At 34.5% G+C, this 13,204-nt stretch carries 13 protein-coding genes; 4 read left to right on the top strand and 9 right to left on the bottom strand.

Annotated features, from left to right (window positions below; genetic code table 11):
- Positions 1-55: 55 nt before the first annotated feature.
- The 4 genes from CDH50_RS02665 to CDH50_RS02680 all read right to left on the bottom strand — a co-directional run bounded on the left by CDH50_RS02665 (position 56) and on the right by CDH50_RS02680 (position 4,750).
- Positions 56-2,605 (bottom strand): TonB-dependent receptor, encoded by a 2,550-nt coding sequence (locus tag CDH50_RS02665; protein WP_100610326.1) that lies wholly within the window; start codon positions 2,603-2,605, stop codon positions 56-58.
- Between the two features lie 197 nt (positions 2,606-2,802).
- Complete coding sequence (locus tag CDH50_RS02670) at positions 2,803-3,216, bottom strand: RrF2 family transcriptional regulator (protein ID WP_100610327.1); 414 nt, start codon at positions 3,214-3,216, stop codon at positions 2,803-2,805.
- Between the two features lie 3 nt (positions 3,217-3,219).
- A complete protein-coding gene (gene pheS / locus CDH50_RS02675) occupies positions 3,220-4,239 on the bottom strand; it encodes a phenylalanine--tRNA ligase subunit alpha (protein WP_100610328.1) in 1,020 nt (339 codons plus the stop codon).
- Positions 4,240-4,393: 154 nt separating this feature from the next.
- Positions 4,394-4,750 carry a hypothetical protein gene (locus CDH50_RS02680; protein WP_100610329.1) on the bottom strand — a complete coding sequence of 119 codons (357 nt, stop codon included), beginning with the start codon at positions 4,748-4,750 and terminating at the stop codon, positions 4,394-4,396.
- A gap of 78 nt (positions 4,751-4,828) precedes the next feature.
- On the opposite strand from CDH50_RS02680, the gene CDH50_RS02685 reads away from it, so the two are divergent.
- Positions 4,829-5,368 (top strand): CvpA family protein, encoded by a 540-nt coding sequence (locus tag CDH50_RS02685; protein ID WP_100610330.1) that lies wholly within the window; start codon positions 4,829-4,831, stop codon positions 5,366-5,368.
- Here the strand turns inward: CDH50_RS02685 and CDH50_RS15370 are convergent.
- Both CDH50_RS15370 and CDH50_RS02695 read right to left on the bottom strand, forming a co-directional pair.
- Positions 5,355-5,702, bottom strand: a complete 348-nt coding sequence (locus tag CDH50_RS15370; RefSeq protein WP_100610331.1) for a DUF6686 family protein — start codon at positions 5,700-5,702, stop codon at positions 5,355-5,357. The genes CDH50_RS02685 and CDH50_RS15370 overlap by 14 nt on opposite strands.
- A gap of 38 nt (positions 5,703-5,740) precedes the next feature.
- Positions 5,741-6,646: a DUF6607 family protein gene (locus CDH50_RS02695; protein ID WP_100610332.1), complete on the bottom strand. Its 906-nt coding sequence runs from the start codon at positions 6,644-6,646 to the stop codon at positions 5,741-5,743.
- A 104-nt stretch (positions 6,647-6,750) separates the two neighbouring features.
- On the opposite strand from CDH50_RS02695, the gene CDH50_RS02700 reads away from it, so the two are divergent.
- The 3 genes from CDH50_RS02700 to CDH50_RS02710 are packed head-to-tail and all read left to right on the top strand — an operon-like array spanning position 6,751 to position 9,980.
- On the top strand, positions 6,751-8,835 hold the full coding sequence (locus tag CDH50_RS02700) for a TonB-dependent receptor plug domain-containing protein (protein WP_100610333.1): 2,085 nt from the start codon (positions 6,751-6,753) through the stop codon (positions 8,833-8,835).
- A gap of 18 nt (positions 8,836-8,853) precedes the next feature.
- Complete coding sequence (locus CDH50_RS02705; protein ID WP_232731942.1) at positions 8,854-9,528, top strand: HmuY family protein; 675 nt, start codon at positions 8,854-8,856, stop codon at positions 9,526-9,528.
- 2 nt (positions 9,529-9,530) lie between these two features.
- Positions 9,531-9,980 carry a DoxX family membrane protein gene (locus CDH50_RS02710; RefSeq protein ID WP_100610334.1) on the top strand — a complete coding sequence of 150 codons (450 nt, stop codon included), beginning with the start codon at positions 9,531-9,533 and terminating at the stop codon, positions 9,978-9,980.
- 34 nt (positions 9,981-10,014) lie between these two features.
- Here CDH50_RS02710 and CDH50_RS02715 read toward each other — a convergent pair whose 3' ends face one another.
- Genes CDH50_RS02715 through CDH50_RS02725 form a run of 3 tightly spaced genes read right to left on the bottom strand, consistent with a single transcriptional unit; the run spans position 10,015 to position 13,194 of the window.
- Positions 10,015-10,641 (bottom strand): carbonic anhydrase, encoded by a 627-nt coding sequence (locus CDH50_RS02715; RefSeq protein ID WP_100610335.1) that lies wholly within the window; start codon positions 10,639-10,641, stop codon positions 10,015-10,017.
- 35 nt (positions 10,642-10,676) lie between these two features.
- Entirely contained in the window at positions 10,677-11,426 is a 750-nt protein-coding gene (locus CDH50_RS02720) for an SH3 domain-containing protein (RefSeq protein ID WP_100610336.1), read from the bottom strand.
- A gap of 4 nt (positions 11,427-11,430) precedes the next feature.
- Positions 11,431-13,194 carry a BatD family protein gene (locus CDH50_RS02725; protein ID WP_100610337.1) on the bottom strand — a complete coding sequence of 588 codons (1,764 nt, stop codon included), beginning with the start codon at positions 13,192-13,194 and terminating at the stop codon, positions 11,431-11,433.
- Positions 13,195-13,204 lie beyond the last annotated feature (10 nt).

A 13,204-nucleotide genomic window follows, 5' to 3' on the forward strand; every position in this document is an offset into this window, starting at 1 on the left:
ACTTAGGATAGAAGAAGTTATCTTCTATCCTAAGTTATTAAATTTTAATGACTAATTAAAAAGAATATCTAAGTGTTACGCCATAAGTACCTGGGTCACCCAACACTGCTGCATAATGTCCTGCACTACCTCCCGCTGGTAATAATTGCTCATAATAATCCTTATCCAATAAATTACGTGCCCAAACAAATAGTGAAAGACCATCTGTTGCACGGAATCCAGCTCTTGCGTTTACAATGCCATAACCTTGAATATTTAAGAATTGTGATGGTGATGCACTTGATGAGAATTCTGAACGGAAAAACGAATCAAATCCTAAGAAAAATTTACCTTGTTGACTTAAAAAATCTATGCTATTAGAGGTTAATTCGCCTCCAAAAGAACCTGCCCACTTAGAAATACCCGGTAATCTACCACCAGAAATATCTTTGTATGCTTGTGCCCCTCCAACTTCTTCTAATGGTACTGGGGCATTAGTGAACTTTTCATATTTAGCATCGGTATAGGTTACCGCTAAGTTAAAACTCAAATTACTGTTAACCTTTACATTGGCATCAAGCTCAACTCCTTTTGAATTTACTTTTTCTGCATTGGAGATATAACCTCTGTTAACCCCTAACTGAGCTGCCTGTACGTTAGCTTGATAATCTTCAATATTGGTGTTAAAGAAAGTAGCATTTAAATTAATATTCTTTGCTGGTGATGTTTTTAAACCGACTTCTACATGTTTAACATACTCTGGTTTGATGGTTCCCAAATCTACCGCCACGGCACCATCAATAACGGGTAACCCAGCAACGTTTACCCCCACTGGTTTGTAACTTGTGGAGTAGGTAGCATAGGCATTAATTTTATCGGTAACCTTATAGGAAGCTGTTAATTGATAGGTAAAGTTCGTTTCATCTGCTCCTGTTTCAAAAAATTGATTGGTATAGACGACGCGTTTTAAAGCCAATAAAGCGGGATCGGTAGTCTCTAAACCTCCATAGGTGACTCTGTTATAATAGACCTGTTTTTCATCATAATTAAATCTGACCCCTGGTAATATGTGTAACTTATCTGTTACCGCCCAATCTATATTTGCGAAAACGGCAGCACTTGAAGATTTAATGGAGGCATCGGTTCTAATCCCATAACCTTCAAGCAAGCCCGGTGTTTCCCAAAGCTCGCTTGTTGAATTTTGTGAAAAACGCCACTGTGCGGTACCTGATTCTTCCGTCCCATCAATTTTCACTTCTTGGTCTATAAAAAACAACCCGACAACACCACTTAATTTAGATGATATGTCACCTGCATATCTAATCTCTTGGGACCAATTTTCATGTTTAGCAGGATTTTGGGATTTTGCCAAAGCTTGCAATCCTGTAAAATCCCTATCGTTTGATGGCCCCCAATTCCAATACCTCCAAGCAGTTGTAGAAGTAAGGGTTCCTTTTCCTAATTCAAAATCGGCATTGAGCGACACACCTCCCAATTCGTTAAGCGATCGCCAAGGGGTATCATGATCTATAACCCTATCAAAAGCATTGGTGCTTGGTAAGGTATAGTTCAAATCAGCAATGATATTATTAAACTGACGATACGCAGCACGTTGGGTTTGAACCACACCCGCTACAACCTGTGCAAACCCATTCGGATTTTGTCTAGTATTATCACCAATAAAAGTGATTTTTATTTTATCACTAGGCGTAAAAAGTAATTGCCCTCTAAAACCTAAATTATTGATGTCGTTAACATATTCATCTTTTGCGATGTTATAAATATTCCCATCCCTTTGTGTTCCAGAAAATGATACTCTAGCAGCAAGCTTGTCCTTAATGATACCTCCAGTGACAGAAGCTTTGGCTTGGATAAAGCCATAATTACCATAACTTACCTCAAAATTTGCTCCAGGTGTAAAACTTGCTTTTCTTGTTGTGATGTTAAAAGCTCCAGCCGTGGTATTCTTTCCAAAAAGTGTTCCTTGAGGACCACGCAATACTTCAATACAATCAATATCAATAAAATCGAGTGTCGCTACAGCTGGACGTGCAAAATAAACACCATCTACATAAAAACCTACACCAGAATCAAGACCATCGTTGGTAAGGCCGAATGGTGATCCCAAACCTCTAATATTAATCCCTGTATTTCTTGGATTGGATGTGTAAAGTTGCACTGATGGAACCAGTTCCTTCACCAAGTTTACGTTAAATGCACCCGCATCTTCTATCTTAGCGCCTCCAACAATCGATATGGGAATAGGTATGTTTTGGGCTGTTTCAGTTCGTCTTCTGGCTGTAACAGTAACTTCATTTAAATCAGCACTTTTTGGCTTTAAGGAAATTTCTATATTAATCCACTCTGTTAATTCTACAGCTTTGCTTTCAAAACCTAAATATGACACATCAAGAAATAATGGCAATGCGCCTCTGGTATCTATTTTAAAGCTTCCGTCAATGCCCGTAATTACGCCATTGGTAGTTTCTCTTATCAAAATATTTGCTCCAGACAGAGGTTCGTTCGTTGATTCATCATAAACATACCCTGAAATAGTGTGTTGAGGAAAAGCAAATTGTATTGTAAAAATAAATGTAACCTGAATAATAATTTTTTTTGTTTTCATATGTAAATATTTATTGTTTTTTAATTGTCATATGTTATCACCTTATTCTGATTGGTGCTTGTTTATACAAACTTGAAGTTAAAGGTGATTTCATGATAATTTTTAATTTATACTTATCATACCTTTTTAGTATGAATTATAGGCAAATATATAAATTAAATTATCCCTACCTATTTGGTAGGGATAATTTTAAAATTTTATTTTTTAGATAAATCTACAATGGTTTCTTCAAGAACGGGAAGCATTTTATCTCGAAGGTCTCTGAATAAAAGTCTTAGTTTGCAGGTTTCTTCATCAATGCATTCATCACATTTTTGATAAAAATTTTCTGAAACACATGGAATAAGGGCGATGGGCCCATCAATGATTCGCATGACATCTGCAACAGTTATGGTATTAGCTGGTTTTAAAAAACGATAGCCTCCAACAGCGCCACGTTCACTTTTTATGAGTCGGTGCTGACGTAATTCCCTGAGTATTTTCTCTAAAAACTTAAACGGTATGTTTTCATGCTCTGATATGGACTTCGCCGAAACAGGTTTGTTATCGACTTCATTTTCATAAAGATATATCAAGGTTTTTATCGCATACTTTGTCCGTTTAGTGAGCATAGTCTAAATGGATGATTTAAATTGTTCCAAAAACCGTACATCATTCTCGCTCAATAAACGAATATCCCCTATTTGATGAAGTAACATAGCAATACGGTCAATGCCCATACCAAAAGCAAAACCAGAATATATTTTAGAATCTATTTTGCAATTTTCCAAAACATTCGGGTCAACCATACCGCAACCTCCAATTTCCAACCAACCAGTACCTTTTGTAATACGGTAATCGGTTTCGGTTGCCAAGCCCCAATACACATCAATTTCTGCGCTTGGTTCCGTAAATGGGAAGTAGGATGGACGTAAACGTATTTTAGATTTCCCAAACATTTGGGTTGTAAAATATTGTAATGTTTGTTTTAAGTCGGCAAAACTCACATCCTTATCAATATACAACCCTTCTACTTGATGAAAAAAACAATGTGACCGTGACGAAATAGCCTCATTTCTATAAACACGCCCTGGTGAAATAGTACGAATGGGTGGTTGATTATTTTCCATGTAACGCACCTGAACCGAACTGGTGTGCGTACGCAATAAGATGTCTGGATTGGTTTGAATAAAAAACGTATCCTGCATATCACGTGCTGGGTGGTATTCTGGTAAGTTTAATGCGGTAAAATTATGCCAATCGTCTTCAATTTCTGGACCTTCACTCACGTTAAATCCAATATTAGAAAAGATATCAATCATTTGATTTTTAACGATGGATATGGGATGACGCGCACCTATTTGGATAGGATCTCCCGGACGTGATAGATCTCCAAAGATACCTTTTACAACTTCTTTGCTTTCTAACTCTTCCTTTAAGGCATTAACTTTATCTTCAGCAGCTTTTTTAAGCGCATTAATGACTTGTCCGAATTCCTTCTTTTGGTCGTTTGCCACATTTTTAAACTCAGCAAAATACTCGTTAAGCAATCCTTTTTTTCCTAAATATTTTATTCGGAAAGCTTCAATCTCTTCTTTAGATTGTGCTGTAAAAGCTTCGGCTTCAGCTATAAGTTCTTTTATCTTATCTATCATAACATCCTTAAAATGATGGCAAATTTAATTAAATTCTCGTCATTACGAGGAGGAACTGGCGAAGTAATGTATTAAAAAGTAATCTGATTACAATGACAAACTAAATTGCTAATGGATTCCTTCTCGATAGCTATCGGGATTCGCAGGACAAAACCTAATCAATATACTCCGTTTCCAAAAAATAGTTAACAATAGCTTCTTTCATTAACACCGATTGTTCGCCTGCTTTTAAATGTGGCAAAGTTGCTAATGCTTTATAATGCGGCCAGCCTTCATCATCAACAAAATCGAGTTCATAATAGCCATAAGGCTTTAACAACTTGCAAATAGCAATATGCATTAAATCCAACTTTTGGTCTTTTTTAAATGTCATACCTATCTGCCCAAGTTCTTGAACGCCTATGAGGTAAATAATGGCATCTAAATCTAACATGTCGCCATCTGCAAACTGATCGGACAGTTTTTTTACTACCAAATCCCAGCGTTCTTTTAATTGTTCGTCTCTTGCCATTTCGTTAGTTGCAAAGTTAAAAAGTTCAAAAGTTGAACTTTTGCAAAGTTAAGTTATATTTGATAAAATATTTGCATTATGGGTATTTTGGATTTGATTTTACTTGCACTATTAATTTTAGGATTGGTGCGTGGATTTATAAACGGTTTTTTTGTGGAATTGGCTTCGGTAGTAGCTTTAATTGCTGGTATTTATGGGGCATTCCATTTTAGTAATTATTTGTCATCTTTTTTAAAGGACAAAGTAGATTGGACTGAAAACACGGTTAATATGGTGGCGCTTGTTGGCACTTTTGCCATTATTGTATTAATCATTGCTTTAGCGGGAAGGGCACTCACTAAGATAGCCGATTTTGCTATGCTGGGACTTTTCAATAAAATATTAGGTGCTGCTTTTGGCGGATTGAAAGCGGCATTGATATTAAGTGCTTTTTTAATTATATTAGATAAAATGAATGCCTATATTTTATTTGTGAAAGAAAAAGACAAGGAACAATCGGTGCTTTACAATCCTGTAAAATCTATAGTCCCCACTATTTTTCCTAATATTATTGTAAACGGTAAACCCATTGGGGAAGATCTTATTGATGATGAGCCAGACGACACTAATTCAGAATAAATTGGTAATCGATATCATCTACATTTAAAATCGCATCTGTTTGCTGTTTTAAAAGCAATGTTTTCAATTCCTCTATTTCATATCTATTAAACATTAAAACAATGTTCTGATTTACTGAAGTAATTGGTATTTTTCGTTTAAAACTGGTATGGGCATAATTTCTTTCCCAATAGTCAACATCGATTTTCAAAAGAAAGTTTTTTAACTTTTTTAAATCGAATGCACTAAGCTCAAAATACAGATTATTAAATTCCAAATGGTAACAATTGCAGCTTTCACAGAATGTTAGTTCTCCGCTTCTCACTTTTGAAATTGTTTTTAAACTATGGCACATAATACGTTAATTTTGAGCTTAATTCATTCTAAAGAAACCTATTTTACAAAGGCATCAATCATTTTGTTTATATCTTCCTCTTTATTTGAGAAATCTTCAGATAGTAAATAATCATACAACTGTTTACCTTCAACGGAGGTTTCTATACTCAAATCCCGTTTTCTGTTGAAAACAGTATCCCATTTGTCCCTGACTTTCGCCCAACTAGATTGATTTTTTTTCCACCAATCTTGAGCCGCTTTACAATAGCTATCTTCTACTTTGGTGTAAGTATCAAATCCTTTTTCTTCAGCTAGAACAACATCTTTTTCTCCTTCTTTTCTGACTACTTTTTTGTTGTCTTGGTCGTGAATCCAACCTTCCTTTACAATTGCGTGTTTATTGGTTCTTTCAATCACATTGTAATCTTTACGAATAGTATGTTCGCGTCTTGGCAACGGCGCATCGGTGGTGTTTTCCCAATAACTTTTTCCATCGGCATGAATCCAAGTCGCCGTTCCTTCATATCTTGGACTATCATCTACCTGAAATACTTTTTGTGTCCACTGACCTTTTACACTTTCTTTAGGTAAGCTTGAATAGTTCCAAGTATTATCTACATCATAGGTGTATAAATCGGTATTTTCAAAAACCCAATCTTGTCTCCAGTGTTTTACAATGTATGGGCTGTCTGGTTTTCCGACTATTAAAAGATGTTGCATAACAATTTTATTATCTGAATCTTCTACTAATTGCACCCATTCCAATCCTTTTTCATGTTTTACAGGTGATGCTTTGTAATTGCTGTCGTTGGAATACTGAAATGTTTCAGCGAAGTTGAAACTCACATCATAGCATCCACACATACTTTTAATAGCTTTTTGATCTTGATTTTTTTTGTTTTGGGCATGACTGTTACTCATTAATACCAATGCTAAAACAGCTAAAAGTGTTACTTGTTTCATTTTTTTTTAAGTGTTAGATTATAGTTGTTAAAATTTAAAATTTATTTTGTTCTTATTTAGATTAAATAAAAATAACTTATATATTTGTGGCAAATTTATATAGAATGAGTCTAAATAAAAATAATATTTTAATATTTTTTCTAATTTTTTTTAGCGGCGTTTCTTTTTCACAAGAAGAGATTATAACGATACAAGATTCAACTAAAACAAAAATTCTAGGAGATGTTATTATAACTGCAACTCGAACTATGCGACAGTTATCCTCACTACCGCTTCCTGTACAACTCATATCTAAAAAGGAAATTAGCAATGTTAATTCGATGCGATTGAATGATATTCTAAATGAACAAACAGGACTTATTACAGTGCCAGATTTTGGAGGTGGAGAAGGCATACAATTACAAGGGTTAGATTCTCAATACACACTTATTTTGGTTGATGGCGTGCCTCTCATTGGTCGATCTGCCGGCACCTTGGATATTAGTAGAATAACCGTTGGAAACATCAAACAAATTGAAATTGTAAAAGGTGCTTCCTCAAGTTTGTATGGTAGTGAAGCACTTGGCGGTGTTATCAATATCATTACTGAAACTCCTAAACATGGCCTTAACGGAAACATCCATTCCCGGGTTGGTAGCTTTGATACGTATGATTCTAACTTAAACATAGGTTACAGAAAACAAAAATTAGCAATGAATGCCTTTGTGAATAGTTTTATAAGTGGGGGATATGATTTGAATGATAATGATGCACTTAATACGGTAGAGCCTTTTAAAAATTATACGTTCAACTCAAAATTGACCTATGATTTTACTAATAAAACCAATCTATTTCTTTCTGGAAGATACTACGCTCAAAATCAAGATTATATAGCTTCAGAAGATTTAAAAGGAGATAGTAACATTAATGAATGGAATGCCCATTTAAAATTAAGCCATATGTATAGTGATAAATGGAGTAGCTATTTTGAGTTTTACACAACACGCTACAAGGCAGATGAATATTTGAACAATCCAGACAACTCCCGCTTTAGTGAAAGCAATTTTAATCAACTTTTATTGCGTCCAGAAATGAGGGCAACTTTTAGCCCAACCGATAAAAGTGCATTTATTGGTGGTTTGGGATGGAATCATGAAACATTGGTTAGAACTGACTTTTCTTCACAACCAGAATTCAATTCGCCTTACGCCTATTTGCAACATGATACCAATCCAACAGAAAAATTAAACCTGATTCTTGGAGCTCGTTTTGACAGCCATAGTGAATATGAATCACAGTTTAGTCCAAAGGCAGCCATTCGATATGAATTAACAGAAAAATTAGCAGTTAAAGGTTCTGTAGGTTATGGTTTTAAAGCCCCGGATTTTAGACAATTGTATTTTGATTTCTCAAATTCAACAGTTGGTTATACCGTTTTGGGATACAATGCGGTGATTTCAAAGATCAATGAGTTGGAAGCACAAGGTCAAATTGCAAACAGCGTTGTGCCTCTTTCTGATTTTGATGACGAGTTGAAACCTGAAAATTCCGTAAGCATCAATATTGGAGCAGATTATAACCCTACTTCCAATTTAAAATTAAGTATTAACGCTTTCAGAAATAATATAGACGATTTAATTGACACGCGTGTTATTGCCAATAAAACTAATGGGCAAAATGTGTTTAGTTACTACAACGTCCATAAAGTTTATACCCAAGGATTGGAGTTTAACAGCACTTTAAAATTAAGTAATCAATTAAAAATTTCGGGAGGTTATCAGTTGCTTTTTGCAAAAGATAAAGAAGCGGAAAGTGCATTTAAGAATGGTGATATATATGCGCGTTTAACACCAAGTTCCCCATCATTTAAACTTAAAAAAGAAGATTATTTCGGTTTGTATAATCGTTCTCGGCATATGGCAAATTTTAAGGTGTTTTATGAGTTCCCTCAATGGAATTTGGATGCTAATATTCGTGGAACGTATCGCAGTAAATATGGTTTGTTCGATACAAACGGCAATAACTATTTAGATGCTTATGATGATTTTGTTGAAGGTTATTCGGTTTGGGATATCGCCATAAATAAAACCATCTACAAAAATTACCAATTGGGCTTTGGTATAGATAATCTATTTGGGTTTACAGACACACAAAATATCAGCAATATATCTGGTAGAATCATTTACGGAAAACTTAATATTCAATTTTAATAACTATAAATAAATATCATGAACTTTTTTAAAAATCACGAACACAAAATGAACAATAGTAACTCTGTGAGTAAAACAATCAAATTTTTAACATTAGCATTACTTTTTATCGGTTTTACATCATGCAGTAATGATAACGATGACACACCCCTTTTAGAAGTGGAATCTCAAACAATAAGCAATTTACAAGCCACACAAAGTGCGGATTACACAACAACTCCGCCCACTATAATAGGTGATTATATTAAATTTTCTTTTGAAACTGGAAGCACTACAACTGGCAACGATTGGGATATTGCTTTTAGGGGTTCTACCATAATAGTAAATGGGGGCGAAGCAACAGCCCAAGATCAACCTGCAAGAACTTCTAGCACAGGCGCTTATATAGCTACAGGAACATTGGCTAGTATAACAACCGTGGATAATTCATTATTAAAATCTGATAGCTCTACAAATGGTTTGGCAATTCCAACTGGCTCTGGAAATGGATGGTATAATTATGACCCAACCAATCATATAATATCTCCAATTCCCGGAAAAATTATTGTTGTAAAAACAAATTCAGGGAAATATGCCAAATTGGAGATATTGAGCTATTATGAAAACAGTACACCTAATGATGACTTGAGTAATTCTCAATTTTATACTTTTAACTATGTATATCAACCAAATGAAGGTGTAACGACATTTTAATCATGGAGAAATCAATCAGAATACTATTCATTATTCTTCGCTTATTTTTAGGCGGATTTATGATCTACGGAGGTATACAAAAATTTCAGTCGTCTCCCATTTCCCCCATTGAAGTATTGGAAAAAGCCAATAAATTTTGTTCGTCTGAAAGTGAACCTACACTTCAGAAGATACTCTATATAAGCGGTGCCAAACAAACAGGCTATTTTTGGCAAGTTTTAGGTATTTGCGAATTTATTTTTGGCTTGCTTTTAATCATTCAATTTACAGGATTTATAGCATCACTTTTTTTGCTCCCAATCACCTTACACATTTTTTTATTTCACTTATTTCTTGAAGCAGATGAAGTTAGTGAGCTCATTCAAACAGGCGCCTTGTTTCTGGTTAATATTGTGCTTGTTTTAAAAGAAAAAGAAAAATGGAAACATTTGCTTTGGATAAAGCCTATATAATAAAAAAGACCACTTAAAAGTGGTCTTTTTTTATTTAATCTAAATGATAAATCTCTCTGATGTTTTTAAGGATATCATCAAAATCTATTTTTAAATCGATTATTTTTCCTGTATGGACATCAAAAACCCAACCGTGTACCGTTAAGCCTCGATTTCTGACTGCTTTTTGTACCGCTGCTGTTTTTATAAGATTTACACATTGCTCTTGAACGTTCAATTCAACAAGTCGGTCATACTTTTTTTCTTCATCAGAAATCTGGTTCAATTCATTTTTATGAATTCTATAAACATCCCGAATATTACGTAACCACGGATTTAAAATCCCTAAATCTACCGATTGCATAGCGGCTTTCACGCCTCCACAAGCATAATGTCCACAAACAATGATGTGTTTTACTTTTAAAAAATCTACAGCATAATTAACAACAGACATCACGTTCAAATCGATACTAATGACCATATTCGCTATATTTCGGTGCACAAAAACTTCGCCTGGTTTTGCTCCCATAAGCTCTTCGGTAGACACACGACTGTCTGAGCATCCTATATATAATAATTCTGGAGTTTGCCCTTTTCCTAGTTCCTCAAAATAATTAGCATCTACATCTAATTTATCTTGAATCCATTGTTTGTTGTTTTCGAATATGCTGTCTATGTTCATTAAAAATTTATTTCTCTAAAGATAACCTAATTAAATTAAAGAGACTTTATATCTTCTTCGGGAATCCAACCCGTTTTTCCGTCAGCCAATCTAATTTTTTTCCAGCTTTTAACGGTATCTAAAATCTGCACTTTTGTGCCTTCGTGAAGCGTAAACGATTCTTCGCTACGTAAATTAGGTTCGGCTTTCACTTTACTTTCCTGAACAAAAACAATAGCAGGTTTATCATTCTTGTCTAAATTGAATTTATGAAAAGCCAATGTTAATGAGATTACTATTAAAAATACAGATACCATACTACCTATAAAAGCCAATCGCTTTCTTAATGTAGAGTAGGCAAAATAATAAAATAGAAATAGGACAACAAAACAAAAAACTAAGATGACCGATGTTTTTGCCCACCCATCAAAGGTCATGTAATTCGTGATATTTTTTATGAGTTTAGATAAGCCTGCTTCTGGAATGGCATCAATAGCATCAATCGTCATATTTCTAGCAAATGACAAATTATTTTTGATGTCATTATCATTAGGAGCTAATTGCAACGCTTTTTCATAATAATAAATACTTGGGGCTACTTTGTTTAATTTATAATACGCATTTCCTAAATTATAATACAATTCGGCCGAATGGTTTTTTGAATCTAGAATCGTTTTGTATGCATCGATGGCTTCATTGTATTTTCCTTGATTATACAACGTATTACCTTTTTCAAATAAAGCGGTGTTTTGAGCAAAATTAATAGTGCTAAACAATAAGGCCAGAATGTAAAATAGATGCTTCATTTTATCAGGCTTGTTTATCAATTAATGAAATGGTTTTTGCAGCTTTTTCATAATCTTCCTGCATGGTCACAGCTGTAATAGGAGTATATCTTGCTAAATCGCAATTCAACATAATGTTGTTGAAGTCTGTCATCGTTTCTACTTCTACGCCTCGTTCCAAAAGCAATTCGTTGATCCTATCTTTACTTAATTCACTAGTTTCTATATGCAGTTTGGCTTTTAAATAATTGTGTAATGCTTTTTCCATGGCAATGTAAAATTCTTCTTTTTTGCCGAGTGCTTTTTTGGCATGACTTAAATATTTTTTAGCTAATCTGTCCGCCATGCGTATTCTATTTCCATAAACATCAGCATCTCTATCCGCTTTTTTTCTTCTGATAACAATCGCCAATGGAATCGCTAAAAAGGGCAATAATAATGTGCTCCAAAATAATGGCGTTTTGAGGAAATAACTTGATGTTGTAGATGAAAAATTGGTTTTTGTTTTAATGAATGCAAACTGGTCTTTGTTCAAAACTACTTGCTGCTTTGAAGTTCCCGAATTTGAATTAGCTACCGAGCCAGAAGCCGGCCCTTCTAAAACATCAATCACAATTTCACTGGAATTTAATGTTTTATAGGTTTCGGTTTTTGGATCGAAATACGAGAACGAAATGCTTGGAATAGGGTATTTTCCCTTAAACTGAGGCACTATCGTATATGTGTCTGCAATACGCCCTTGCATACCAGCCAAATCGGTTCTAACGCTTTCATTGTGCTCGGGTTCATAAACTTCCAACGAACTTGGCAAGGTCAATTTCGGTAAATTAAATAATTTTAAATTACCGTTTCCAGTTACCTCTACGGTTGCTTGTAAAGATTCTGATGCATCCAATTGTGTTTTTGTAGTAGATACTTTAAAATTGAAATTACCAACAGCCCCTGTAAAGTCAATAGGCTTTCCATTTTCAGGCAATGGCCTAACATTAATGGTCTTTTTGCCAGCAGATACCGTTTTATTTACGTTTGCCATCATTTGTCCACCAAATATATTACGCCTATTTGTTGGTACTTGTACGGCTATATCTAACGTTAAAGGTTCAATATCTAACTTACCCGTTTTTTGAGGATATAATACGGTTTTACGCAATACTAAATAACGGTATTCTTCACCATTATAAGTACCCATTTGAACCTTTAAACCTTGCGTGTCAATATTTTGACTCCAAAAATCATTAAATCTAGGGCTATCTATTTCATTCCAATTAGTAACGCCCGTTGTTGGAGACACATAAAGTTTGTAAACAACCGTAATGGCTTCATTTAGATACGGGTTTGTTTTTGAAACTTCAGCTACTAAATGAATGGTTTCATTCGCTACATACTCTGGATCGTTAGGGTCTTTAGGAATTTCAACCGCTGATGTTACTTCAACTTTTATTGGTGTGGTTTTATAAGTTTCTCCATTTATATTAATAGTGGCTTGACTTATGGTAAAATTTCCTTGCTTTTTTGGTGCTAAAAAATAACTATAGGTTTTGTGATACGATCTTACACCATTAATCCACGAATTACTAACGGATTGATTCGGCCCACCTATAACCGTGAAATCTGAAAAAGTTGGCGGATTAAAATTATCGCCATCTTGGTTCATTTCAAAATCAATGCGTAAACGCTCATTAACACCAAGCCTATTTTTACTAACTTTTGCCTCAAATTTTACTTGAGCAGACAGTATGCTTGTTGCTAGTAGAATAATTAATAGTGATATGTGTTTTATTAGTTTCATCATACATTTA

Origin of the sequence: Confluentibacter lentus, assembly GCF_002806995.1 — a bacterium.
GTDB lineage: Bacteria > Bacteroidota > Bacteroidia > Flavobacteriales > Flavobacteriaceae > Confluentibacter > Confluentibacter lentus.